29 protein-coding genes and 2 tRNA genes are annotated in these 21,517 nt (G+C 57.4%); 5 read left to right on the forward strand and 26 right to left on the reverse strand.

From position 1 onward, the window contains the following. Positions 1–13: 13 nt before the first annotated feature. Positions 14–604, reverse strand: coding sequence for a single-stranded DNA-binding protein (locus AC1EKG_RS02065; protein ID WP_048706546.1), 591 nt, complete (start codon positions 602–604; stop codon positions 14–16). A gap of 295 nt (positions 605–899) precedes the next feature. On the opposite strand from AC1EKG_RS02065, the gene AC1EKG_RS02070 reads away from it, so the two are divergent. Beyond that, entirely contained in the window at positions 900–1,712 is an 813-nt protein-coding gene (locus AC1EKG_RS02070; protein ID WP_101485770.1) for a site-specific integrase, read from the forward strand. On the opposite strand, the gene AC1EKG_RS02075 is transcribed toward AC1EKG_RS02070, so the two are convergent. The 22 genes from AC1EKG_RS02075 to AC1EKG_RS02180 form a co-directional block, all read right to left on the reverse strand. After that, positions 1,684–1,995, reverse strand: a complete 312-nt coding sequence (locus AC1EKG_RS02075; protein WP_102201916.1) for a hypothetical protein — start codon at positions 1,993–1,995, stop codon at positions 1,684–1,686. The genes AC1EKG_RS02070 and AC1EKG_RS02075 overlap by 29 nt on opposite strands. Further along, positions 1,970–2,206 (reverse strand): phage holin, encoded by a 237-nt coding sequence (locus AC1EKG_RS02080; protein WP_101485771.1) that lies wholly within the window; start codon positions 2,204–2,206, stop codon positions 1,970–1,972. Before AC1EKG_RS02080 ends, AC1EKG_RS02075 begins: the two co-directional genes overlap by 26 nt. Before the next feature lie 3 nt (positions 2,207–2,209). Further along, complete coding sequence (locus AC1EKG_RS02085) at positions 2,210–3,127, reverse strand: N-acetylmuramoyl-L-alanine amidase (RefSeq protein ID WP_101485772.1); 918 nt, start codon at positions 3,125–3,127, stop codon at positions 2,210–2,212. 3 nt (positions 3,128–3,130) lie between these two features. Further along, the gene (locus AC1EKG_RS02090) at positions 3,131–3,514 is read right to left on the reverse strand and encodes a hypothetical protein (RefSeq protein ID WP_101485773.1); all 384 of its coding nucleotides are present in this window, start codon (positions 3,512–3,514) and stop codon (positions 3,131–3,133) included. After that, the gene (locus AC1EKG_RS02095; protein ID WP_101485774.1) at positions 3,511–5,106 is read right to left on the reverse strand and encodes a hypothetical protein; all 1,596 of its coding nucleotides are present in this window, start codon (positions 5,104–5,106) and stop codon (positions 3,511–3,513) included. The genes AC1EKG_RS02090 and AC1EKG_RS02095 overlap by 4 nt, the downstream gene beginning before the upstream one ends. Before the next feature lie 2 nt (positions 5,107–5,108). Beyond that, positions 5,109–7,679, reverse strand: coding sequence for a phage tail protein (locus AC1EKG_RS02100; RefSeq protein ID WP_101485775.1), 2,571 nt, complete (start codon positions 7,677–7,679; stop codon positions 5,109–5,111). A gap of 102 nt (positions 7,680–7,781) precedes the next feature. Next, the gene (locus tag AC1EKG_RS02105) at positions 7,782–8,054 is read right to left on the reverse strand and encodes a hypothetical protein (RefSeq protein WP_101485776.1); all 273 of its coding nucleotides are present in this window, start codon (positions 8,052–8,054) and stop codon (positions 7,782–7,784) included. A 4-nt stretch (positions 8,055–8,058) separates the two neighbouring features. Then, positions 8,059–8,463: a hypothetical protein gene (locus AC1EKG_RS02110; RefSeq protein WP_101485777.1), complete on the reverse strand. Its 405-nt coding sequence runs from the start codon at positions 8,461–8,463 to the stop codon at positions 8,059–8,061. Positions 8,464–8,465: 2 nt separating this feature from the next. Continuing rightward, positions 8,466–8,897, reverse strand: coding sequence for a hypothetical protein (locus tag AC1EKG_RS02115; protein ID WP_101485778.1), 432 nt, complete (start codon positions 8,895–8,897; stop codon positions 8,466–8,468). Between the two features lie 15 nt (positions 8,898–8,912). Further along, positions 8,913–9,278, reverse strand: a complete 366-nt coding sequence (locus tag AC1EKG_RS02120) for a hypothetical protein (RefSeq protein WP_101485779.1) — start codon at positions 9,276–9,278, stop codon at positions 8,913–8,915. Next, positions 9,275–9,592, reverse strand: coding sequence for a head-tail connector protein (locus AC1EKG_RS02125; RefSeq protein WP_101485780.1), 318 nt, complete (start codon positions 9,590–9,592; stop codon positions 9,275–9,277). Before AC1EKG_RS02125 ends, AC1EKG_RS02120 begins: the two co-directional genes overlap by 4 nt. Then, the gene (locus tag AC1EKG_RS02130) at positions 9,593–11,176 is read right to left on the reverse strand and encodes an HK97 family phage prohead protease (RefSeq protein WP_101485781.1); all 1,584 of its coding nucleotides are present in this window, start codon (positions 11,174–11,176) and stop codon (positions 9,593–9,595) included. It abuts the gene before it with no gap. Continuing rightward, positions 11,163–12,314, reverse strand: coding sequence for a phage portal protein (locus AC1EKG_RS02135; RefSeq protein WP_101485782.1), 1,152 nt, complete (start codon positions 12,312–12,314; stop codon positions 11,163–11,165). The genes AC1EKG_RS02130 and AC1EKG_RS02135 overlap by 14 nt, the downstream gene beginning before the upstream one ends. A gap of 81 nt (positions 12,315–12,395) precedes the next feature. Beyond that, the gene (locus tag AC1EKG_RS02140) at positions 12,396–13,832 is read right to left on the reverse strand and encodes a terminase large subunit (protein ID WP_102201912.1); all 1,437 of its coding nucleotides are present in this window, start codon (positions 13,830–13,832) and stop codon (positions 12,396–12,398) included. 8 nt (positions 13,833–13,840) lie between these two features. Beyond that, positions 13,841–14,191 (reverse strand): hypothetical protein, encoded by a 351-nt coding sequence (locus AC1EKG_RS02145; RefSeq protein ID WP_101485784.1) that lies wholly within the window; start codon positions 14,189–14,191, stop codon positions 13,841–13,843. 142 nt (positions 14,192–14,333) lie between these two features. Next, positions 14,334–14,612 (reverse strand): HNH endonuclease, encoded by a 279-nt coding sequence (locus AC1EKG_RS02150; protein WP_101485785.1) that lies wholly within the window; start codon positions 14,610–14,612, stop codon positions 14,334–14,336. Beyond that, positions 14,609–14,827 carry a helix-turn-helix transcriptional regulator gene (locus AC1EKG_RS02155; protein WP_101485786.1) on the reverse strand — a complete coding sequence of 73 codons (219 nt, stop codon included), beginning with the start codon at positions 14,825–14,827 and terminating at the stop codon, positions 14,609–14,611. The genes AC1EKG_RS02150 and AC1EKG_RS02155 overlap by 4 nt, the downstream gene beginning before the upstream one ends. Further along, complete coding sequence (locus AC1EKG_RS02160; RefSeq protein WP_101485787.1) at positions 14,814–15,017, reverse strand: hypothetical protein; 204 nt, start codon at positions 15,015–15,017, stop codon at positions 14,814–14,816. Before AC1EKG_RS02160 ends, AC1EKG_RS02155 begins: the two co-directional genes overlap by 14 nt. Beyond that, the gene (locus tag AC1EKG_RS02165) at positions 15,014–15,307 is read right to left on the reverse strand and encodes a hypothetical protein (RefSeq protein WP_101485788.1); all 294 of its coding nucleotides are present in this window, start codon (positions 15,305–15,307) and stop codon (positions 15,014–15,016) included. The genes AC1EKG_RS02160 and AC1EKG_RS02165 overlap by 4 nt, the downstream gene beginning before the upstream one ends. A gap of 548 nt (positions 15,308–15,855) precedes the next feature. Then, the gene (locus tag AC1EKG_RS02170; protein WP_481067713.1) at positions 15,856–16,077 is read right to left on the reverse strand and encodes a hypothetical protein; all 222 of its coding nucleotides are present in this window, start codon (positions 16,075–16,077) and stop codon (positions 15,856–15,858) included. Further along, the gene (locus tag AC1EKG_RS02175) at positions 16,061–16,267 is read right to left on the reverse strand and encodes a hypothetical protein (RefSeq protein ID WP_219722213.1); all 207 of its coding nucleotides are present in this window, start codon (positions 16,265–16,267) and stop codon (positions 16,061–16,063) included. Before AC1EKG_RS02175 ends, AC1EKG_RS02170 begins: the two co-directional genes overlap by 17 nt. Then, a complete protein-coding gene (locus AC1EKG_RS02180; RefSeq protein ID WP_101485791.1) occupies positions 16,260–16,520 on the reverse strand; it encodes a helix-turn-helix domain-containing protein in 261 nt (86 codons plus the stop codon). The genes AC1EKG_RS02175 and AC1EKG_RS02180 overlap by 8 nt, the downstream gene beginning before the upstream one ends. Positions 16,521–16,631: 111 nt before the next feature. Here AC1EKG_RS02180 and AC1EKG_RS02185 point away from each other — a divergent pair, with 111 nt between their 5' ends. After that, positions 16,632–16,919, forward strand: a complete 288-nt coding sequence (locus tag AC1EKG_RS02185) for a helix-turn-helix domain-containing protein (RefSeq protein ID WP_101485822.1) — start codon at positions 16,632–16,634, stop codon at positions 16,917–16,919. Here AC1EKG_RS02185 and AC1EKG_RS02190 read toward each other — a convergent pair. After that, positions 16,878–16,953 (reverse strand) — tRNA-Arg (locus tag AC1EKG_RS02190). The two genes, AC1EKG_RS02185 and AC1EKG_RS02190, sit on opposite strands and share 42 nt — an antisense overlap. A gap of 159 nt (positions 16,954–17,112) precedes the next feature. Between AC1EKG_RS02190 and orn the strand changes: the two genes are divergently transcribed. The 3 genes from orn (at position 17,113) to AC1EKG_RS02205 (ending at position 19,357) form a co-directional block, all read left to right on the forward strand. Further along, entirely contained in the window at positions 17,113–17,772 is a 660-nt protein-coding gene (gene orn / locus AC1EKG_RS02195; protein WP_004804589.1) for an oligoribonuclease, read from the forward strand. Positions 17,773–17,863: 91 nt separating this feature from the next. Next, a tRNA-His gene (locus AC1EKG_RS02200) sits at positions 17,864–17,939 on the forward strand. A gap of 167 nt (positions 17,940–18,106) precedes the next feature. Then, positions 18,107–19,357 (forward strand): Nramp family divalent metal transporter, encoded by a 1,251-nt coding sequence (locus AC1EKG_RS02205; RefSeq protein WP_004804588.1) that lies wholly within the window; start codon positions 18,107–18,109, stop codon positions 19,355–19,357. An 82-nt stretch (positions 19,358–19,439) separates the two neighbouring features. Here AC1EKG_RS02205 and AC1EKG_RS02210 read toward each other — a convergent pair whose 3' ends face one another. Both AC1EKG_RS02210 and AC1EKG_RS02215 read right to left on the reverse strand, forming a co-directional pair. Continuing rightward, positions 19,440–20,354 (reverse strand): ATP-grasp domain-containing protein, encoded by a 915-nt coding sequence (locus tag AC1EKG_RS02210; protein ID WP_004804586.1) that lies wholly within the window; start codon positions 20,352–20,354, stop codon positions 19,440–19,442. Between the two features lie 14 nt (positions 20,355–20,368). Continuing rightward, entirely contained in the window at positions 20,369–21,481 is a 1,113-nt protein-coding gene (locus AC1EKG_RS02215; protein WP_004804584.1) for a D-alanine--D-alanine ligase family protein, read from the reverse strand. Positions 21,482–21,517 lie beyond the last annotated feature (36 nt).

Raw genomic sequence — 21,517 nt, forward strand, 5'->3', positions numbered from 1 at the left:
TTGCGCCCCTTCCCTACCCCAATGCGCCCATGTCAGATTGGTTTTCCTCACTAAGGGCGTATTCGCCCTTCCCAGCAGCGGCATCTGCCAGCGCTTTGACTGGGTCCGATTGTTGCAAAGTGGCCATTTCTGGCCTATCCACCTGCCACGGGTCAGGCACTGTTTCGGATCCGGCTGACTTCGTAAGATCTCTGTCAGTTTTTTCTGCACCGGAAATGGAATGGACAATGTAGTTGCCCTTATCGTCACAGGCCCTAAACCAAATGTAGTTTCCAGCCGTCAGATCAATAGCCACTCTGCTCAGATAGATGCAAAAGTCTTGATGCTCCTGGCCCTGCGCATCGGTCCACCGCTCCAGGCGAGGCTGCCCGGTAATTACCAGCCCCATGCCGCGCCTAACATTTGCCTTCACCGCACGCCCAAGTCGCCCCCAGGCCTTCACTGAGTACCAGATAGTCTCCAGTTCCTCCCAGCCATTTTCTGTCCGTTTAGTAGGCGTACATGCTAGTCGGAACCGGGCGTAATCAGTCTGATTAGGATCTTGCCCTACCGCCGGGTCGGCCCCTACATAACCTGCCAAAGTAATGTCGTATGGTCGCGTCATCGCATCCTCCAAGATGTTGTGATTTTACTTACGCAACCATCATGGAGATTACCCATTATTCTATTCGCGCACTAATAACAAGCGGCCTGAAACAACCACGACTGCGCCCTCTGTGGATAGACTTTCCCGGCAAACCACGGCGCAAACACGCAACCTTGGGATGCGACTTCCGGCCTGGATAAGTGGCGCCCCCGACAGGACTCGAACCTGCAACCTCGGGATTGGCATTTTTACCCCTTTTCACTTGCCGCTTAATATTTCTCTAATCCACAGGGCCTAAGGAAAAGAGTTAAGAATGAGTAAGCATACCCCGCCGGCCTGGGCCGGGCTCATTAGTGAGTGGGAGGTCTCTCTTTATGCGGCGGGCCGGTCTGTCGAGACTGTCAGAATGCGGACCGATTGGATAAAACGGTTAGCGCGGGCTATGGAGCCAGCCGGGCCCGGCGAGGTTACTTCGGCTATGTTTGCTAAGTACTCCGGCCGGGCGACCTGGTCTGTGAATACTCGGAAAAGCGTGCATGATTCGGCGCGTCTTTTTTACACTTGGGCGTTTCAGACTGGGCGAGTGAGTGAGGCGCCTGTAATCCCTGGGATTAGGAAGGGCCCGGCCGCCCCTCATCCCGCCGATGACTTTTCTTATCAAAAGGGCTTGCATTCTACCGATCGGCGAGTCTGGCTCATGGTCAGGTTAGCCGCCGAGGCGGGGCTTCGTCGCGGTGAGGTTGCCAGGGTAAATACTTCTGATCTGATTGCTGATCTAACGGGCCGGTCGCTGATTGTGCATGGTAAGGGTGGTAAGCAACGGGTTGTCCCGATCTCGGATGACCTTGCCGGGGCGGTTGAGGACGCCGGGCCGGGGTATGTATTCCCCGGCCGCGATAGCGGACATCTCTCGCCTGCGTGGGTTGGCAAGCTAGTTGGGCGGGCAATGCCAGCAGGTGTTACTATGCACGCGCTTAGACACAGGTTCGCTTCGCGCGCGTATGCTGCGAGCTCGAACCTGGTCGCGGTGCAAAAGCTGTTGGGTCATGCCTCGCCAGATACAACTATCCAGTACATTGCGGTGCCGGCCTCAGAGCTTAGGGCCGCCGCGCTCGGCGCGGCTTAGGACATCTTTTGCATTCCCTTTCTATTTGGTAGATGCGCCCGCGTAGCTCATTGTGCGTGTTCACCTCGTCTAGATAGAGCGTATTTACCTGCGCAGTCAGCGCTTGTACCATTTCGGCTATTTCACCGACTCGGTCGACAAGTGAGGGCCCGTCTGGAGGCCGTAAGTCTTTTGTTTCAGCTTTGATTTGATCGGTGCGGCGGTAGGTGGCCAGGGCAGTTATTAGAGCGCCAATACCGCCAAGGCCGCCCAAAGCGCTAATTATTGGGGCGATCTGATCCATTATCTTCATCATCTCGGTGTTTTGGGGTATGCGCGAGGGCAGTCCCAGTCCCCAGGACAGCGGCTGCCAGAGCGAGCCATAGAGCGGCCTGTGTAGCCTCGAGGACTCCATAGGCAATGAGGAGAGGGACAAGAGCTGTAACGATACCGTAGAGGTAGCGGCGGGCGGCCGGTGGGATCGGTGGCAATCCAGGGGCGCGGTGTTTACTCATGGGTTATTTCCCTTTCGAAAAGCGCGAGTTAACGATCCGCTGCAATGCGGCGATCGCGGGTGAGGGGCCATCTAGGCGCCCGTCGATAGGCGTTTTATAGTAGGTTTGCATGGCTTTTATAGTCGCTGGGCCAATCAGGCCGTCGCAGGTCGGAGCCGGCATATTCCAGAGTTTTTGCAAGTGCAAGATAAGGGCAGAGCCGGCTGGCTGGTCGGTCCATTCCCACCCGGAGGTTAGGCCGGGATTACACCCTCGCCAGGCTCTCGGCTGGGATGAGACCAGGCCGTCGGCCGGGGTACCGAAAAACTGTTGGAAGACTCGAGTAGTCTCGGTACCCCAGTACCCATCAGGGGCAAGGCGGGCGGCCGAGGCGGTCGCGGGGCTCTTTGGGTATTTACCTACTGGGGCAGCCCCGTCGGCTTTGAGTTTGCCGGGGTGGTCCGGGTCAACGGCTGGGTAAAGCTGCGCCGCCCGGTCTCTGATCTGGGTTAGCAAGCCGAGGTATTTCCCAGGGCAGGTGGTCGGGACCCATGAACTATGAGGCAGCGGGGTTTTACCGGCTAAGTGCGGGTACCAGTGCCAAAGCACGGCCAGTAACATTGCCGCCGATTCTCTGGTCGCGGGGTCTGCGTGTGGGTTGAGCTCGATCGCGATAGTCGAGTTATTCCCCGCCCTTGTCCCAGTGGACCAGGTCCGATCAGAGCACGCGGCGAGGCAGTAGACGAGATCATGAGAGATAACAAAATGAGCTGACACGCCGGCGGTCTCACTCATGAAAAAGTCAGCGACGGCGGTCGCGGCGGTCCTCTTGTTGGCATATTGGGAGGGATCGCCGAAGTGATGGAAGGTTACAGAAACGCGGGCATTTCCACCTGCCCACCGGTTAGGCGTGGTCAAGTTAGTTCGATATTCAAATCCCATTTTTTAGCCTTTCTGCATGGAAGTTAGACGCCAGCCGACGGTCCCGAGGGCGCCGGTGTTATTGGAAGCGATTTGTAGAACTCGGCAGTTAACGGTCCCCTCGACAAGGGCAGTCGAGCAGGTTTGAACGAAAGTGAAGCCGGTAGTTGAGGCCGCGAAAGCCTCGAAGTAGTACCCATCGGGGGGAATGTAAGGGGCGGGTAAGCGTAGAGTCGCGACATAGCAGTCGCCTTTTTGGGAGTAGCTAAACTTAGGGATGGACCGAAAAAGCCCGCTAACTTCGTACTCTTTGCCCTCGATGACTACCTTATTAGCGCGATTTGTCTCGGCAAAAGACTTGTTAAGGTCCTCGGCGGTGAGTATTTGGCCGGGCGTGTACTGTTTCATCTAATTTGTCCTTTCATGGGTTGGGTAAGCTCTAGGGCAATTTCCCACCGGTAGGGAGTTATCCGGTGTTTTATGCCAACAATTAGGCCGCGCATGGTCTCACCACGCGCGGTTACTCGTGCAGTTAGCATGGTCTCGAGCATGACAGCGGCGGCCATCAATGCGCCTTTATGGGAGGTTCGTGTCTTAGTGGAGGCAAGGAGGGTTATCTCGGCGGGCGGTGGAACCTGTTCGGCTTGGCGGATCAGAGCGGCTAGGACACCCGATATTTGGTCTTGCCTGTACAGCATGAGATCTAGGGATGCTCTAGCGCCCCTGTAGGGCACATCAGAGCGGGAATGACTGACGGTCTGGTCAGTTTGTTCCCACTCGAGACGCTCGGTATCCCATCGTGCCGAGTGATTATTAGCCTCGATGTCTGTTACAGCTGTTGAAATCTCCCAACCGGTCGCGGCTTGCGTGTAGGACCAGACGTGGGCATCCGGGTCGGTTTCGGCCTCGTCGGTAAGGTGGAAGGGGAAAGGATCCCTAAGCTCGGGCTCAGCAGAGATCAGCAGGCGCCCGTCTCGGTCTACGCGCCAGAAGCCACCTACCGAGGCGGTTAGGGCGTCGAGGTAATTAGCAAGGCTAGTTTCCCAGGTGGTAGGGGCTAATTCGATCTGGCTGGTACCGTTTATCCAGTATTGGCGGCCCCTTGCTGATCCCATAAGGCGCCGGGTCCGATCGGGGAATAACTCGGCCCCGTTGCGTCCTTGGTATGGTCCTATCGCGCCGTAGCGGGTAATGTTAGCGAGCTCGGCAACTGCATCAGCAGCGGTGATCTTGACGTGGTACGGAACGGCCGAGCCGGGCCGGGCGGGGTCATATTTTAGATTGATTACCTCTCCAGTAAAGATGGCTTGGCGGGTTGGCCAATGTACTAGCCTTATCGGGGTGCCTTGCCGCATGCCGGTAACGCGCGGGTCAAGGCCGCCGGCTGCTGTTACTTCCATGGTCCCGGCGCGGGCTTTACGGACCGGACCAGCCGCGTCATTGCCCCTGGATGTTTCAATATTGGTTACAGGGCTAATAATGTTTTGCCAGGCCACTGTGCGCACGGGGGCTTGTAAGCGGCCCTGATTGAGCCTGGAACGGTCAAGGATGAAGGTATCGCCGCCGGCGGCGGGTCGGTCGAGTGCGTCCACGTTCAGGCGGGAGGTACCAAGATAGAAGGCGCCGAGGCCTTTTACTGGTAGGTAGGCAAACAGTCCGAGGACCTGGGCCGGGTGTGGCTCGGCGTTGATTTGGGCGTGGTCGGTTAGGGTGAATTTCTGCAATGTCAGTGAGGCCGGCCCGGTCATTATTACCTCGACCTCGGCCGTCTCGGCTGTGAAGGTGTGGGTTACTTCCTCGCCGGGGCTGGCTGGGTAGGACCTACCAGGCAGAGAGTAAAAGACTTTCTCGGCCGCGAGAGCATTAATAGTGTATTTGTGGCCTGCGATAAGGTCGGTAGCAGTAAAGACTGCGCGCCCGGCTTGGGTTAGATCAAATACGTATGGGTTTTGAAATCGTGGGGTTGGCGTGAAATCGTGCCAGCTAACAGGGAGTTGCATGGCTATCTGCCTCCATTTACGCGGGTCCATTGATCGAGCGCGTCGCGGATACGCCGCCCTGTTTCAGGGGTAGCGTCGAGGGCTTTTACTTCGAGATTGATCGAGTAGTTATTAACAGTCAGGCCGCCGCCAGCAGGTAGCAGTCCCGCCTCACCAATGCCTGGGACTTTCAGACCGGAGGTTAGCCCGCTTAGGGATGCCCGAACGGCGCTGTAGCGGTCCTCGAGCCCGTCGATAAACCCGCCAATGATTAGACGGCCATTGTCCCTAAGGAGGCGCGCGTCTTTACTCGCTGGGCCCTTCCAGGAAGGCAGCAGGTTAGTTAATCGAGACAGAGTAGAGCGCACCCTATGAAAGACCGACATTATACCGTCGATAAATCCCTGAATTAATGATCGGCCAGCCCAGGTGAGCGCAGAGCCGAGATTACCCACAGCAGAGACGGCCCGGCCGGGTAAGCCGGCGATCCATCCGACCGCTCTGGAGATTCCGTTGCTGATAGTTCCGGTAAAGCGGCTCATTGCGCCTTGTACCCCGGCGGTAATACGGGACCAGCCCGCCGAGAGTTTGCCGGTAATACCAGCTACGAAGGAAGCGATACCGCGTGCGATCCCACCGATTACGCCGAGGACGGTCGATGAGAAAGCCGACCACATAGACCGGCCGATCGCGAGAGCACCGTTTAGCACACCGGATATTAGCCCGGCGGCTGTTGAGACTGCACCGGCAAGGACAGAGGCTAGGATCTGGGCGAGGGTCGAGATAACCGAGATTATCGGGGTGACGATCGGCAAAAGTGCGCTAAGGGCAGCGTTTAGGACGTCGGCTACGATCTGGGCGACTAGTCCGAGGGCGTTTACCAGGGTTGGCAGTATTGGCATGAGCGCGGAGAGAACAGTCATTACAAGCTGGCCAATAGCTGGAAGTAAAGGCGATAGTGCTCTTAGCAGGGTGCCGACTACCTGGGCAACCGTGCCTAGCAGCTGAGCGATAGATGGCAGGGTAGGCAAAAGAGCTTGGATGACTTGTACAACGAAGGTAATTAGCATTGGCAGCAGCGGTGCTACCGCCCCAATTAGGGCGGTGAAAGCGTCAACGATCCCAGTCAGTAAAGGGGTAAGCTGCGGAAGGACCGGAACCAGAGCAGATACTACTTGGCCTATGAGCTGTGCCAGTACGGGCAAAAGCTGTGCCAGAGCGTTTGAGAGGGCCCCGGCAAGGAGACCGGCAATATTGGTAAAGGCCTCGGCAAGTTGTGGCAGTACGGGCAGGATTGCTTGTAGCGCGCTCATAAGGAGTTGACCGACCGCTAGGGCTATCTGCCCTAATACTTGGCCGATCTGAGCGCCGAGGGGGGCCAAAGTCTGAAAGATGATACTCATCGGTGACAGGGAGGTCACTAGCTGGCCAATCAGCGGGGCCGCCTGGGATAGGGCCGGGCCGAGGGTGGAAGTGAGCATGTCGCCAAGCTGGGACAGGGCCGGGCCGGCCGTCTGCATTACTGAGCTAAGGAAGGAGCCTAGCCCCTGGGCTATCGGAGCGAGAGCGGGGCCAATCTGAGCCGGTAGAGTACTTAGAGCGCCGGTGATCTTCTGCCCTATCTCAGAGGTCCTAATCCTAGATAGGCCTTCGGAGAGTTTAGCCATTCCGGCCTCGGCGGTCTCGGCCGCCGCGCCGAGCTTGTCTTTTAGCCCGCCGGTAAGCTTTTCCCCGAGACCGTCGAGGACGGCCTCCAAACGCGGTCCAAGCCACTCAGCAAGCCTTTGCACGGCCGGAGCGATCGCTGCCGTGACGTTATCGACGGCGACAGTCATCTCAAAAAGGGCTTTTTTCACGGCTGGGAATACAGGCGAGACAGCAACCTCACCAAGCCGGTTTATCGCGGCCATGAAATTAGCGAACTGGCCACGCGTGGTATCTGCCATTACCTTGCCGGTGCCCCCGACCGTGTCCTCCATAGCGGCTAGGAAGCCGGCGAGATCGACTTTACCGGCGGCTACCATCTTTCGGAGCTCGTCCGCTGTTACGCCGTAGTGGTCGGCAAGCTTTTTATAGATTGGGATGCCCCGGTCGGCTATCTGATTCATTTCCTCAGCCGATACGCGGCCGTTAGTTGCGACTTTGCCGAAGATAGCGCCCATTTCGCCCATGCCAACCCCGGCAATTTGAGCCGAGTCAGCTACAAGGGTCAGGTATCGGGTCATGTCTTTACCGGGTTTGATGCCAGCAGCGAAAGCCGAGGCCGCCGCCGTGGAAGCCTCATCGAGACCGTAGGCTGTTCCCTTTACGGCTTTGAGTGCGTCCGCTGAGATCTGTTTTACCCTGCTTGCTGAGACCCCAAGGGCGGTGAGTTTCTTGGTCGCGTCCTCGAGTTTCATCGCGCGTGCAAAGCCGCCTTTTGCGGCAAGGCCGGCTATCGCGGTCCCAATCCCTACGGCGGCGCCAGCGCCGAGCTTGCCAATGGTGCCGAGTTTCGCGCCGAAACTTTTCGAGGTTTTGGCGGCGTCTTCAAAGCCTTTTGTAAAGTCTTTCACCTCGGCAAGGAGAGAGACGATAACAGTATGTTTAGCCATGTTTAGCTCTTTCTTTCACTAGCTGGCAAAAGGCGGTGTATTCGGCGAGGGTAAGGGCGCGGTATTCGGACGGGGGTAGGCCTGTCGCTAGGCAGAAGGCGGCTAGTCGCCTAGCGGCTGGGTAGGGTCCGGCTCGTCCTCGACGCCGAGGACGGTCTCGACGATGCCCTCGACCTTGCTCACTGGCAGGGCGCGGATATCCTCGAGTGTTTCGCCGGTGCCGTTACGGCGGGCGGCAATGTATGCGAGGGCGATTAGTAGGCCAGCTTTAGGGGTGCCAGGGCTACCCATTTCGTCCATTGGTAGTCCGCTAATTTTTTCAAATTGTTCGAGTTCGCCCATGGTCAGGCGGTCAAGCATTGCGGAGGTGTCCATTTTCTTATTTCATTCCGTTCTTTTTTAGTAGTTTCTCGATGCCCTCATCGAAGGCGCGGAATTGTGCGGCGCGGGTATCTCGGAGGGCTTGGTCGAGGAAATGCACCGCGCGGATACGCCGGCGCGGCCACCCGTAGTTAATTACCGGAGCGTATGGCACGCGCGCCCCGCCGGCCCTCGATACAGCCTTAGTTTTGCCTCGGCCGGCTCTGAGAGAGCCTTTTAGCCGCCCGGTCTTTAATGGGACGAGTCCGGCGGCGCGGCGTACTACAATCATGCCGACAGAGTGCATTAGATCACGCATGTCCGTTGCGGCCGCGCCGGCCCGGTTCAAGTCCCTAATAGTCTCGTTTAGGCCGCTAATGCGGGCGTTTAAGCCAGCGTATTTGCCGCCCTTGTCTCGACTCATTTTTAGCCCAAAGGCGCGGCGGTACCGCCTGTGAGGGTCCAGTCCTCGACGGGTAGCTCGAGCTCAAAAGTCGCAGTCTCGTTAACCTCTGTAGACAAGGCCGGAGGCTTTTCAATCGTGCATTTACCGGTAACGTGCGGCTGGTCGTCGGTGGGCTTTTCATTACCGTGTACCGCGATCATAAACGGGACTGTTTCACCAACGTGATCGAACAGGAAGCGCCAAAGCGAGGCTTTAGCGGTCGACTGGATACCGGCGACTTTTAGCTGCATCGGGGTTCCGCCTACGTTGATGGACCCGAAGGTAGCGGAATCGTCTTTATCGACCGGTTCCAGGGTTACAGAGGACATGTCTGGCCAGTATTCGGTCTCGTTTAGTTTGAATCCTAGGCGCTTGCCGCGGATGCGGGGAGACTCTTTGAGTTTGGAAGCCATAATAGTTTGCCTTTCTTAGAGGGTGATCGTCGTGTGTATGATCGCGGCGGGCCAGGCCGGCCCGGCCCCAATCTGGAGAGTTTCTAGGGTTGTGGTCTCGGCCTCGAGGTCCATGTCGAGGTCTTCGAGAATCTCACCAAGGGCTAGGACGGCCCCGGCCGCGTCCTCGCTATTGGGTGATATGAGGGCGGGCTCGAACTTGTAAGATCGCCGTTCATAAGTGATCGGGGTTATCTCGGTTGGCGGGGCAATAAATAGGATTATTTGATCGGCTGCCAGGGCTGGGATCACCTCTGCCGGGTCTGTGATGATCGGGACGCCGGTCCCCTCGAGGGCCTCAGCGGCGGCCTCAGCCATTGCATCTATTGCGGTTTGTATCATGCTAGGCCCGCCCCTTTCAGCCACGGGGCAAGGATCGGGCGGGCCGGGGTTAGCGGGTCCAGGGCTGGCCTATAGTATGCTGGCGCGCTCTCGATCCCCTCGCCTAGGCCTGGCTGGGCCGATTGGGCACGCCGAGCCCAGAGATTACCGGCGACCTGCAAGATTGCCTGGTCTTTTACTTCTTCCGGTACGGAGGCGGTGCCGATGTGACGCTCGACGGTTCCGGTCGCGGCGGTAAGGCAGGAGACAACAAAAGCCTCGTCGGCTTTTGGCCCGGCCCGCAGGTATGCTCGTAGCTCGGTAGCGGTAACCATTTATTCGGCCTTGGTAAAGGTGATTGGTCGGATAGCGGCCGGGGCGGGCTCGAAATGAGCGGCGTACCCATAGACGGCGAAGTCCTTGGTAAGGTCCAAGACGTTCGTGTCCTGCAACCTTAGAGGCGCGCCGGGCGCTTCCTTGATCGCGATTGCTTCCTTGGCAAAGCCAGCAGCAGCATTACCCGCCCAGCCTGGCACGCGCACAACAGAAAGGTTAGCGAAGGTCGCGCTACCTGTAGCAACTGTTAGGGTGCCCTGTTGGCGATCCGGCGCGCCGGTAAACTGTAGCGCCTTTGGCGTGTATTCGAGCTTGGCAAGGGCAGCGTAGACCGCCGGCGAGACCGCGATCCCGTCTAGCGGGTAAGGGGTGTCGTCATAGGCGGCAAGTAATGCAAGGATCGTGTCGATCCATTCGTTCACGGTGCCAGCGGTGATCGAGCCGACAGCAAGGGCAGTGTTAGCTTTCACCCGTTCGGTAAAGACTGAGCGGGTTTTCGCTTCGATCTGCCTACCGTATTCGAGGGCCTGCAGGTAGAGGAGGTCATCCAGTAGGGAGACGCTCGAGCGGTCAATGGCCTGGAAGCTCATTTTACCGGCGCCGCCGTAAGTTAGGACCGGGGCGGACTTGACTTCATACTGGGCGGGCTTGCCAAGGGGCAGCGGGTCCCCCTCGTTGGCCTGTACCCCAACCTTGACAGTGCTCTCTCCTTTACGCTGAGCGTACTCGACCGTCATCCCCTCGGCGGGCAGGTCGGTTGTGTGGGTGAAAAGGTTGGTCACGGGCTGTTTTAGCTCGATGCGCCGCTCGAGATTGCCAAGCCAGGCAGGGCGGGCGACGGTATCGCCGATGACCGCGCCCTCATATGCGCGCTTGGCGAGCTCGGTCGCGCCAGGACGGGATTCCTTGCCAATTAGGGCGTGAGCATACTCACCAAGAGAGCGGAATACGAAGGGGATGCCCTCGGTCTCGTCTGGTCTGGTGGCTTCTCGCAGCTGGGCGAGGTCGCGGCTGAGGTCCTCGACCTGTTCCCTTAGCGGGTCGGTCACGGTGGTCAGGTCGGAGCGGGTCAGGGTCTGGGTCTCAGTTGGCATGGTTGGCCTTTCTCTAATTTCTGTAATCTGGGTGGTTTCGTATGCTGGGAACTCGACAACCGAATACTCTCGAGCTTTGACAGCCGTCCAGGTTATGAGGGTGGCCTCGTCCTGGACGGTTTCGGTGTGCTCGAGGCCGTCAAATCCTATGGACATGCGGGTTAAGACACCGTCAGTTATGAGGGTTGCGATATCCCGCCCGCGCGCGGTATCGCTAATCTCAGCAGTAATGACGCGGCCGGCGTCCGTGTCCTCGGCTTTGATAATTCGGCCGATCGGCTCGGTATGCCCATAGCGCAGTATCGCGCCGGTGTCATCGATAGAGCCGGGCGCGAACTTCTCTTTGAGGCCGTCCCAAAGAGTCGTCTCGGTATCGTACGGGACAGCAAGCGCGGTAATGGTCCGTCCTTCGGCCCCGCCGGTGTTATCGGCGGTAAGGTCAGCCAGAGCGCGGGTCTGTAGTCCCTCTAGCGGGCTAGTGTTCTGCATTGGTTTGATCTTCCTCGAGTGGGTTTAAGCCCTCGATCTTTCGGACTTCGTTAGGCGTTAGGAAGCCGTTTCTAAGGGCGATCTCGTGGGCTTGATAGCGCGTTAGGGTATCGGGGCGTAGGAAGGCCTCGAAGTTGAATCGGATGGTTTGCCCATTCGGGGCGAGGGCGGTGAGGGCTTCCTCGATCTTCCGCGTGTAAGTCATTAGGGTGAAGCGGATAAAGCTCAACCATTCTTGTTCGAGGTTGGAATAGGTCTTGCTTCCGCCCTCGACAGCGGCGAGCATGAGCGAGGCAGGTATACCGAAAAGTCGGCTAATGTCGACCGCGCTCATCTTCCTGCCTTCGATCCATTGGGCATCGCGGGGGTTGATGAAAAGGGGCGTGTAATGCATTCCCTTGGACAGGACTCGCACACGGGCGGGGTTGTCCTCGACCGGCAAGGGCACCCCGTCGGCGTCCCGGTAGTTCCACGCGTTGCGCATGGCTTTTAGCTGGTCTTGGGTTGCGTCCTGGTCGGTAGTCAAGATTCCGGCTGGCTGGCCACTATCGCGGAAATACTTAGCGGCATAGTCGCGCATGTCCAAAGCGCCGGCGAGCTCGACGCGGGCGGCCTGGATCGGGCCGAGACCAAAGAGAGAGCCGGGCAGGGGCATTAGCGCTAGGTGCTGGATACGGTCCGCGCCGTAGGTCCGGCCCCGATACGAAACTGTTTTTGCCCCGGTTTTTGGGTCTACTATCGGGGTGGCTTCGGCGGGGTTGAGGGCCTCGAGTAGCATGTCCCGGCCTTGTCCGGTTGCCATAATGTAGGCATTTCCCCCGGATGCTAGGGACAGGGCAAGGGCCTCGAGGAAGTCGGAGCGGGATTGATGTAGGTTCGGGCGGCGAACGTACGGGGGAACTCCCTCGGTGACGGTAGTGCCGGATCGCTCGACTTGTAGGGGTAGCTGGGCGACGGAGGTCGCGATGATCTGGATCGCGCGATAGACACCAGACAGGCCACATGCCGCCGATACCGAAAGCGAGGCGTTTTCGGAGCGTCTTAGGGCCGGAGGGATGCTTATCCCAGCCCCGCCGGCAGCTTGTCGGGTTGCGGTTGGGCCTTTCAGCCATTGGCTAATCGCGCGGGTAATGCTCATAGCCCAGAGGCTAGGCCGCCGGGCGCGCGTTTGGCCAGGCTGGGCAACCGTTACAGGCCTTTACGGGCCTTTACGATCCGCCTAGGCTACGATCAGCGGGGTTACCTCGGCGACTTGGTGCGTATGGGCATATATGCCTATCGAGAGAGCGATTAGGGAGGGTATCGGAGCGGTCGACCGGTCGCGGTCGAATAGATCAACTCCGTTGCGGCGGCGTATTTGGGCGTTAGCGATAGCGATCCGAAAAGCTTTTGATCCGTCTTGGATTAGCTTTGCCTCGTCACGGGCGGCAGTTAGGAGAGTCTGATCGGCAAGGGCACGCTCGGAAAAGCTAAGCGCCTTAACGGGTAATTGGTCGGCGAGTGCGTCAACAAGGCGGGCGGCGGGGCCTTTCGAGTCAGCGGCAAAGACTTTTACCCCGCGCGCGGTAAGGTCCTCGAGGTAGTCTTTTACCCACCCGGTACCGGGGGCTTGGTGCAATAGCTTGCCGACGGGCCGGCCGGTCGGGGTGGTCCATGAGGCAACTACCGCTGCGCACTCATTACCGGCGGCGAGATCAAACCCTACTGTCACGTCCTCCAGGGCCGGCGGGGCCAGCTTGGGAAAGTCCTCGGCGAGTAGGTCCCAATCCTCCAAAGGCATGAGGGTCGCAGCAACCTCAGTAAGCCGGTTACAGTATGCTCTAAGCCATTCCCCTCTCGGTAGGTCGATTTCATCGCGGAGGGCTTCCTCGGTAATCGTGTTACCTAAAGCGGGGTGAAAGGACCACCAGACGGCCGGATCGTATGGGTCGGCGCCCTCGGCCATTTCCCAGCTAAAATAAGCCAGGCGCGGGGTTTCACCTTTCAAAGACGCGCCAACCATACCGTTCATGAACGTTGATGCGGCCGTCCCTTTGGTCGAGGTGTACCACCGCTGCGCTTGGCCGTGTAGGGTGATCTGCGCGGGTCTGATCCCGCCCATAATCGCCCGGCCCTGATCGGCGGTAAAGTTCCAGATCTCATCGAGATCAACGTACGGGGTGGTTTCACCGTGGACGGCTTCCTCGTTCGGGGTGAACTGGGCCAGGTCAGCGCCGTTACAGGTAAGGGTTAGGCCGGCGTCGCCTTTACCCCGCCGAGGGTGAAAAAGAGGCCCAATTATAGAGTGATCTACCGCGTCGACCATGTCTAACATGCGCTTTGAGGCGTGTTTTTGGGTCTGGGCGGTGCAGAAAAGATGAGTAGCCGGGTTTATTACCATCCGGTACACGCGCAACGGTCTAAGTAGGGTTGTTTTACCGGATTGGCGCGGGGTCGATACAAGCACATCGTTGTAATGGTAGACTCGCCGCCCTCTCGAGTCACGGCGGTATTCTGTTCCGATAGCCCATATGTGCCGTTGGTAGGGCATGGGTTCAAAGCCGAGGGCACGGGCAACGCGGGTTATAGAGGGTTCCTCGGTGTAATAAGAGTAGTCGCGGCGGGGCGCGTGAGCTGGGGCGGGGAAATGCGTAAAAGTCCGAAGTGTAGTAGCCATGAGCGAGCCTAATCAGTTGGTGCCACGTCGAAGGGGCCGGGTTCGTCCGTGTCAGCGGCGAAAAGCTCGGTAAGCCGATCAATCACACTTACTTCCTCGCTTTTTGGCTCTGGAAGGCGGGCCGATACCTCGTTCAAAGCTTTTATGAGGTTGGCTTGCCCGCTTGCGGCGTCTGTTGGTTTGATCCGGTCTACCGCGCGGGCTGATCTGAGGACCAGAGTTTTTAGGCCGGCCTGGGCCGCGTTCATTACCCCGGTTTTTTCTAGGTATTCGATCTGGGTTTTAAATGATTGCTCGACATCGCCGATAATCTCATTTTTTTCTGGGGTTTTTACGCTAAATAATGCCAATTCATCCATACTGGGCGGGCCTTCTTTCGGATGGGTTTCAGGCCGGTTTTAATAGTGGGTTTGGGGAGGGAAGTCCGGCAGGGGCGAGGTGGAGCCGCCCCAGCCTCGAGCGAAAAAACACGCCCGCGCGGCCAGCCGTAACATCGCGGTCTCATGTGAAGTATCCAAGCCCAGACTCGATTAGGCCCCCCGGCCCCGCGTATCCGCGATTACCGACCGAGCTATTACAGCGCCGATGGGCCGGCCGGCAAGACTCGAGGGTCGTCAGCCCGCCTTTAGACCTCGGTGTTAGATGTTCGACGGACTCATCGCCCGGCCTGATCGGTAGACCACAGATGCAGCAGCGCCAGCCATACAGCCGGAGCAACTCGAGAGTGAACGCGCGGCGCGCTTTACCAGACCGAGTGAGCCAGTCCTCGCCGCACCTCATGATATTACCCCAGTAGCGGGCAGTGTACCGCCCCGGCGCCGCTCGGTAATATACCTGGCCACATCCGCCGGGACGTACCGTACTGACCTACCCACCTTGACAAAGGCGGGGCCGGTACCCCGCTTCCTCATATGCGAGAGCTGGCAAGGTGACACGGCTAGCACCTCGGCGGCCTCGGCCGGGGTCCAAAGGCGATTATCATTAATCGGTCTCATAGCCCTGGATATCCATCCGATAAGTCGCTACACCAATACGAAGGATGTCCCGCGCCGATGCGAGAGCGTTAGAAAAGCTAATCTGCTGGCAACTCATCGAATACGGCGAGCCGCCCGCTATCCGGTGCATACCGTCAGTCAATAGATCAATAGCCATCTTAGCCGCTTCGATTTCTTCGACTTCTCTCATGCGCGCTTCCTCCTTGCCATTGCAAGAGCGAGGGCAGGCCCGGCGTATCCCTGCTTCTCGAGCTGTGCGACATCCGGGTCAGCAGAAGTACCCATAAGAGCCGGCTCGGCCGCTGCAGCCGGGTTTAGTGCCCCGCCTGCTGCTTTGTTGCGCTGCGCGTCCCACTCGGCAAACAGATTAGGCGGTAAGTGGTTTAGCTTGCATTGCGGACACCGATCAGGGCGGGCAAAGCCGTGGGAGCAATGCACGCCCGCTAATCGATCTGGCGAGATACTCGGAATAGCTGGCATTTCTTTACCTTTCTTAGGTGAGATACTTCGGCGGTGAGTTGAGTGGGTACACTCACCACCCTTTAAGGTGTGAGGGTCTTTACCTAGTTCTTCTTGGTCTGAGCTGGGTAAACGCTTGCCGCGATTTCTGAAACACAGTTTGTACAGATTGGCCAAGCGCTTTGAGGTCTCGAGGCGGTGCCGGCGAGTGTTCTCGTCATTGATCGGGCGGGCAAGATTAATCAGGGCAGCAAGGGCGCGTTTAGAGACACGGAATGTGCCAGCAGTGGGCTTGCCATCAATAACACCGCCCCGGTTCCAGGTAATGACACCGAGGCCCTCGAGTACCCAAAGACAACGCCGTGTCCAGTCCTTTGAAAGGCCGGTACGGACGCTAATCTGATACGCTGTACCCCGTCCGCTCAAACTCGGCGTTTTGTAAAGATGGTCCACTAGAGCGCGCAGTGTTGAACGCACCCCTTGCCATCGGCGACCGGTCAGAGGGCCCCAACCGGCATGTGAGAGCATCCCTATAAGCATCGGGCCGGGCATCCCAGCGGTAGCGGGCCTCATGCGCCCATCTCGATTGAGTCAAGGATGAATAGACCGAGCGCCGCCCAAAGGCAAGCAATCGAGGACAACAGGAAGATAGCTACTCCATAAGACCGGGTAATCGGATCAGCTCCATATAGGCCAAACCAAACGCCTAGCACGCCCCCGATAATGAAAAGGACGGTCAGCAGCAGCAGGCCCCAAATCAGGACGCGACGAACTTTAATAGCCCTCATCACTCGACTCCTTCTCGAGAGTGCGGCTAATAAGCTTCTCGACTAACAGGGCCCGTGTCTCTAGATCCCTAAGGGCATATTCGACACCTACCGGTAAATCCCTACCCATGTAAGCCACGCCAAGGACCGGCAAAACCTCGCCTAGGGCATCGGCAGCATCATGCAAAGACCTAAAACGATCCGGGTTACTCATCATCACGCCCCCTAATCGGGTGAGGCGACTCAGCCGTAACACCAGCAAGAAAACGGGGTGTTATGACCAACTGAATGCCTAGGCCAGCCAGGGCCTCGAGATCAGCGACGCTAAACGCCGTAAGCCCGTTGAGGCGCCGATTAAAGGAAGGTTGCGACATACCTAAACGGGAAGCTAAGACCGACTGCGAAATCCCTTCGGCGGCCATATACTCGCGCACTCGATCGCACACGTTCGTTTGAGTAGTGTTCATATTGCGTATGCTATGCATTTTTCGCACAACTTACAAGCATGTAATTATCAATTATGCAATAAGATGCTCCACACCTTGCTAGACTATGCGCTAATCGAATAAGGTAACAGCATGAGCACTACACTATTGGCGAGACCGACCTCGGCAGGCGATATCACTACCCTTAATATCAAGCTGCTTTTAACGCGGGCAGGATGGACCGGATCAGATTTAGCAAGGGCGTTAAGGATCAATCAGACTCAAATCTCTAACCGAATGACCGGGAAGACAGAGTGGAAGATCAGCGACCTTGAGTCGATCGCAACACTATTCAACACAACCCCTTGGGCACTCATGACGCCTGCGCCCGGTGACGAGTGGCGCCCCCGACAGGACTCGAACCTGCAACCTCGGGATTAGAAGGCCCTTGCTCTATCCATTGAGCTACGGAGGCAACGCCCCCACTTTAGCGGCTTTGCCACAGAAATTACTACTCTGACTACCCCTACCCGGCGGGATAGGGATGTTATTTGGGGCACTACCGCCCTTCCACCCGGTCCCGCAGTTACAACCAGTGAGCAAAACGTAACCGAAAAGATCTAGTGTTAGATGTATGAGTAGTGAAAAAACTGTCCAGGGCACTCCCCTGGTGTGGATAGATTGCGAGATGACCGGCCTCGATTTGGACAAGGACTGCCTAATTGAGGTGGCGGTAATTGTTACCGATGCAAATCTAAAGATGCTCGATGCTGGCTTCGACATCTTGATCAAGCCACCACAGAGCGCGCTCGACAACATGAATGACTTCGTGCGCAACATGCACACCACTTCCGGTCTTCTGGAAGAGCTGGATGGTGGAGTCGACGTTGCCACTGCGCAACAGGCAGTGCTTGACTACATCAAGCGTTTCGTCCCTACCGCAGGTAAGGCACTCCTGGCAGGCAATTCCATTGGCACTGACAAGACTTTCCTAGCCAAGGAAATGCCCGAAGTAATCGACTACTTGCACTACCGAGTAATTGACGTATCGTCCGTGAAAGAGCTTGCCCGCAGGTGGTACCCACGCAGCTTCTTCCACGCTCCCGAGAAGCACGGTGGGCACCGAGCACTTGCCGACATCATCGAATCACTTCAGGAACTGCGCTATTACAAAGAGCTACTGTGGCCACACGACGATGGGCCGACCAGCGAGGAGTGCAAGCAGGTAGCGAAGGAAGCAGTAGAGCACACCAAGCAAGAAACCGAGGCGCTCGGAGACCCCGAGGTTCGCTGATCCCTATGGTGAGGTGAAACACGCCCTCAGTTTTTTGCTTCTTGGCACCAACATTGTGTAACATCTAATCCGTTGCCTGTTGGTGACAATGGTGGCTGTAGTTCAGCTGGTAGAGCACCTGGTTGTGGTCCAGGACGTCGCGGGTTCGAGTCCCGTCAGCCACCCCAGTCTGGCGGCTAGCGTAAGCTAGCCGCCTTTTTGTTTAACTGCTCAGCAAGGCCCGCCCCCTACTGCCCCTTACAACAATCACGCTGAACTGGACAAACTTGCCTAAGAGAAACGTTTGGAACTAAAGTTCGTGTAGTCGAACAATCTAACACGGGTATGCTAAATAATGTCTACAGCTACACTTGAAAAATCTGCCCCGGAAGCAACCGGGGCAAAAGCGCGAATGATTGCGCTCCTTGGCCCTGCATTCGTTGCCGCTGTTGCGTACGTCGACCCCGGCAACGTCGCAGCAAACATCACTGCCGGCGCAAAGTACGGCTACCTCCTGGTATGGGTACTGGTGCTAGCCAATGCGATGGCGGTTCTAGTTCAGTATCAGAGCGCAAAGCTCGGCCTAGTAACAGGAAAGTCCCTCCCCCAGCTACTCGGGGACCGCATGGCCAAACGGTCGCGCATTGCCTTCTGGCTACAAGCCGAGATCGTAGCTGCCGCTACCGACCTTGCTGAAGTTATTGGCGGGGCTATCGCCCTGAACTTGCTCTTCAATGTTTCGCTCCTGACAGGCGCAATCATCACCGGCTTCGTATCGATTCTGTTGCTGCTGGTACAAGGAGAAGATCGCCAACACATTTTTGAACGTGTGGTGCTCGGATTGCTCCTAGTTATCACCTTCGGATTCATGGCTGGCCTCGTGCTAGATCCGCCCTCTGCAAGCGGTACCCTAGGCGGCCTAGTTCCGCGCCTAAAGGGCACCGAGACAGTTCTGCTTGCCGCCTCCATGCTGGGCGCAACAGTAATGCCTCACGCCATCTACCTTCACTCCTCGCTGGTAAACCACCGTTTTGCAGATCGCTCACACAGCTTGAAGCGACTGCTGCGGGCCAGCAAGTTTGACGTTACTTGGGCACTAATTCTTGCCGGATTAGTAAATATTGGTCTTCTGCTACTTGCGGCCTCTTCCCTATTTGGCGTAAAAGGCACTGACACTATCGAGGGCGCACACGGAGCCATCGTTTCCCACCTTGGCAGTGGAATGGGAATCATCTTTGGCATTGGTCTTCTAGCCTCGGGGCTAGCGTCAACTTCCGTGGGTGCATACGCAGGGTCGGAAATTATGTTGGGACTGCTGCACGTCAAGGTCCCCTTGGTAGTGCGCAGACTAGTAACCCTAATTCCCGCACTAATTATCGTGGGGGCCGGCATGGACCCAACCCTCGCTCTCGTATGGAGCCAAGCGCTACTGAGCGTGGGCATTCCCTTCGCCATCATCCCTCTAATGCGTTACACCGCGAAGAAAGAGATCATGGGCGAATACGTTGATTCCACCGCAATCAAGGTAATCGGATTCATCATCACCGCGCTGATTGTCTGCCTGAACCTTGCTCTGCTCTACCTAACAGCAGCAGGTATCGAATAGGCCCTACACACAAAGGTGCTCCGCCACAGTTACTGTGGCGGAGCACCTTTTTACGTAAAATACGGGCGAGGCCCCGAGATCTTTACCAGAAAGCACGCATTGCAATACCGTCGGCAAAGGTGTCGAGCGCGCCCTCCGTGTCCTTCAAATAAAGGAGCGCATCCACTAGCGAAACTTCCATCACGTAGTAGCCGCCCTTGCCGTCCTCGACTAGGTCGATGCGGTTAAACAAGAACTGCTCGTCGCGTCCTAGGCGAGCCCTCACATGCGCGTGCAGCGCGGTACGGATCTCTTCGCCCCAATGCCACTCTCGTTCGGTACCGGTCTGGGACACAATCACCTCGTCATAGATCTCGTCGTCGCGAGTCTCGGCAGGATGCAGCATCGCCCTCTTCTTCACGGCGTGAGAAATGATCCCGTTGATGTAAACCAGAGACATTTCGCCATGCTCGTCTACCTCATCAATGTAGCGCTGCACCATCACGGTCTCGCCACTGGACAGAAGATCCATAGCCTGTGCAAGCGCCTTCTGCCTGTGCGAAACAGTATTGGCAGTGTAACGGCCCATGTCCCGACCGCCTGAGGAAACCGCCGGTTTGATCACGAAATCGCCGCTGGCAGGGAAACGAGAATGCACCTGGTGCTTAGTAAGCCCCATGCTGGGTTCAAGCCACGTAGTAGGAATTATGCGAAGCCCCAGCTTTTCCAGCTGCTGCAAGTAGTGCTTGTCCGAATTCCATTCCTGAATATCGGGGTGATTTAGCAACCTGGGTACGGAATGCGCCCACTGTAGATATTCCTTCCGCCTGCGCGGATAATCGCGTACCGAACGAGTAACCTGCGCAGCAGAATCCGACCAGTCCACCGACTTGTCGTCCCAGCACACTACATAAGGGTCCAAGCCGCGATCCGAGAGAGCATCAAGGAGCCCCTCGTCATCGCTTTGCAAGTTTGGAAATTCGGTACATGTCACCAAATTTAGCCGCGGTTTGCTCATTATTTCTATACCCCTTAACGCAGGCCCTGAGGGCGCTGTAAAGCTAGTTCGATTAGTTTGGTAATAAGGTCAGAGTAACTCATACCTGCCTCTTGCCATAGCAGCGGATACATAGAAAACGGCGTGAAACCGGGCATAGTGTTGATCTCGTTTACAGTGATCTGCCCTGTCTCAAGATCAGCGAAACAATCCACTCGGGCTAGTCCCTCGCACCCCATGGCATCAAAGGCCGCCACCGCAATGTCCTGAGCCTTCTTCATGAGCTCATCCGGCAGCGGCGCCGGGATGACCAGAGAAACAGCATCGTGATCGACGTACTTGGTCTTGTAGTCATAGAACTTCTGCTCGTTCTTGACCTCAATTTGCCCCAAAACCGATGCTTTCGGCTGTTCTCCGGCAGGAGCGCCCAACACCGCGCATTCCACTTCGATCCCCTTAGTCAACGCTTCGACGATGACACGCGGATCGTGCCTGCGTGCCTCCTCGATCGCTGCGGGAAGATCTTCTACGGCCGTAACCTTTGTGATCCCTAGCGATGAGCCAGCGCGAGCCGGCTTTACGTATACCGGCAGCCCTAAGGCCCCCAGCCGATAGAGGACTCCATCCTGATCACTGCGCCACTGATAGTCAGTTACCAGCTGCCAGCGGCCGGCCGGAATTCCCTGCTCGGTAAGGATAGTTTTGGTAGTCGGCTTGTCCATGCAAGCAGCAGAGGCGAGCACTCCACAGCCTACGTACGGCAGCCCCGCCATCTCGAGCATGCCCTGAATGGTGCCGTCTTCGCCATACGGTCCGTGCAGAAGAGGAAAAACCACATCGACATTTCCCAGATCTGCAGCTTCTACGATCTCGCCCTCTTCCAAAATGATTTCGAGGGCGCGCCCCTCGCCTGGAACGATGTCCATCCGCGACTTGTCTCCGGCGATAGTTGCCCCGCTGTCGCCCTCAAGCCGGTACAACGTCGGGTCGTCGGGCACATTTACCCACTTTCCCTCCGGAGTAATTCCGACCGTAAGGACGTCAAACTTAGAACGGTCGATGTTCTCGAGGACACCCGCTGCGGTAGAGCATGAGATTGAGTGCTCACCAGAGCGACCGCCAAATACAATCAGCACACGCGGTTTCATTTGGGAAGAGTTCACCGTTTTACGGTACCGCAGTTT

This window comes from Winkia sp. C0117E2, assembly GCF_056590455.1.

What these genes read in the sequence shown, in the direction of transcription:
- AC1EKG_RS02065 (WP_048706546.1), bottom strand. Translation starts at nt 604, where the DNA reads ATGACGCGACCATACGACATTACTTTGGCAGGTTATGTAGGGGCCGAC.
- AC1EKG_RS02070 (WP_101485770.1), top strand. Translation starts at nt 900, where the DNA reads ATGAGTAAGCATACCCCGCCGGCCTGGGCCGGGCTCATTAGTGAGTGG.
- AC1EKG_RS02075 (WP_102201916.1), bottom strand. Translation starts at nt 1,995, where the DNA reads ATGGATCAGATCGCCCCAATAATTAGCGCTTTGGGCGGCCTTGGCGGT.
- AC1EKG_RS02080 (WP_101485771.1), bottom strand. Translation starts at nt 2,206, where the DNA reads ATGAGTAAACACCGCGCCCCTGGATTGCCACCGATCCCACCGGCCGCC.
- AC1EKG_RS02085 (WP_101485772.1), bottom strand. Translation starts at nt 3,127, where the DNA reads ATGGGATTTGAATATCGAACTAACTTGACCACGCCTAACCGGTGGGCA.
- AC1EKG_RS02090 (WP_101485773.1), bottom strand. Translation starts at nt 3,514, where the DNA reads ATGAAACAGTACACGCCCGGCCAAATACTCACCGCCGAGGACCTTAAC.
- AC1EKG_RS02095 (WP_101485774.1), bottom strand. Translation starts at nt 5,106, where the DNA reads ATGCAACTCCCTGTTAGCTGGCACGATTTCACGCCAACCCCACGATTT.
- AC1EKG_RS02100 (WP_101485775.1), bottom strand. Translation starts at nt 7,679, where the DNA reads ATGGCTAAACATACTGTTATCGTCTCTCTCCTTGCCGAGGTGAAAGAC.
- AC1EKG_RS02105 (WP_101485776.1), bottom strand. Translation starts at nt 8,054, where the DNA reads ATGGACACCTCCGCAATGCTTGACCGCCTGACCATGGGCGAACTCGAA.
- AC1EKG_RS02110 (WP_101485777.1), bottom strand. Translation starts at nt 8,463, where the DNA reads ATGAGTCGAGACAAGGGCGGCAAATACGCTGGCTTAAACGCCCGCATT.
- AC1EKG_RS02115 (WP_101485778.1), bottom strand. Translation starts at nt 8,897, where the DNA reads ATGGCTTCCAAACTCAAAGAGTCTCCCCGCATCCGCGGCAAGCGCCTA.
- AC1EKG_RS02120 (WP_101485779.1), bottom strand. Translation starts at nt 9,278, where the DNA reads ATGATACAAACCGCAATAGATGCAATGGCTGAGGCCGCCGCTGAGGCC.
- AC1EKG_RS02125 (WP_101485780.1), bottom strand. Translation starts at nt 9,592, where the DNA reads ATGGTTACCGCTACCGAGCTACGAGCATACCTGCGGGCCGGGCCAAAA.
- AC1EKG_RS02130 (WP_101485781.1), bottom strand. Translation starts at nt 11,176, where the DNA reads ATGCAGAACACTAGCCCGCTAGAGGGACTACAGACCCGCGCTCTGGCT.
- AC1EKG_RS02135 (WP_101485782.1), bottom strand. Translation starts at nt 12,314, where the DNA reads ATGAGCATTACCCGCGCGATTAGCCAATGGCTGAAAGGCCCAACCGCA.
- AC1EKG_RS02140 (WP_102201912.1), bottom strand. Translation starts at nt 13,832, where the DNA reads ATGGCTACTACACTTCGGACTTTTACGCATTTCCCCGCCCCAGCTCAC.
- AC1EKG_RS02145 (WP_101485784.1), bottom strand. Translation starts at nt 14,191, where the DNA reads ATGGATGAATTGGCATTATTTAGCGTAAAAACCCCAGAAAAAAATGAG.
- AC1EKG_RS02150 (WP_101485785.1), bottom strand. Translation starts at nt 14,612, where the DNA reads ATGAGGTGCGGCGAGGACTGGCTCACTCGGTCTGGTAAAGCGCGCCGC.
- AC1EKG_RS02155 (WP_101485786.1), bottom strand. Translation starts at nt 14,827, where the DNA reads ATGAGACCGATTAATGATAATCGCCTTTGGACCCCGGCCGAGGCCGCC.
- AC1EKG_RS02160 (WP_101485787.1), bottom strand. Translation starts at nt 15,017, where the DNA reads ATGAGAGAAGTCGAAGAAATCGAAGCGGCTAAGATGGCTATTGATCTA.
- AC1EKG_RS02165 (WP_101485788.1), bottom strand. Translation starts at nt 15,307, where the DNA reads ATGCCAGCTATTCCGAGTATCTCGCCAGATCGATTAGCGGGCGTGCAT.
- AC1EKG_RS02175 (WP_219722213.1), bottom strand. Translation starts at nt 16,267, where the DNA reads ATGAGTAACCCGGATCGTTTTAGGTCTTTGCATGATGCTGCCGATGCC.
- AC1EKG_RS02180 (WP_101485791.1), bottom strand. Translation starts at nt 16,520, where the DNA reads ATGAACACTACTCAAACGAACGTGTGCGATCGAGTGCGCGAGTATATG.
- AC1EKG_RS02185 (WP_101485822.1), top strand. Translation starts at nt 16,632, where the DNA reads ATGAGCACTACACTATTGGCGAGACCGACCTCGGCAGGCGATATCACT.
- orn (WP_004804589.1), top strand. Translation starts at nt 17,113, where the DNA reads ATGAGTAGTGAAAAAACTGTCCAGGGCACTCCCCTGGTGTGGATAGAT.
- AC1EKG_RS02205 (WP_004804588.1), top strand. Translation starts at nt 18,107, where the DNA reads ATGTCTACAGCTACACTTGAAAAATCTGCCCCGGAAGCAACCGGGGCA.
- AC1EKG_RS02210 (WP_004804586.1), bottom strand. Translation starts at nt 20,354, where the DNA reads ATGAGCAAACCGCGGCTAAATTTGGTGACATGTACCGAATTTCCAAAC.
- AC1EKG_RS02215 (WP_004804584.1), bottom strand. Translation starts at nt 21,481, where the DNA reads ATGAAACCGCGTGTGCTGATTGTATTTGGCGGTCGCTCTGGTGAGCAC.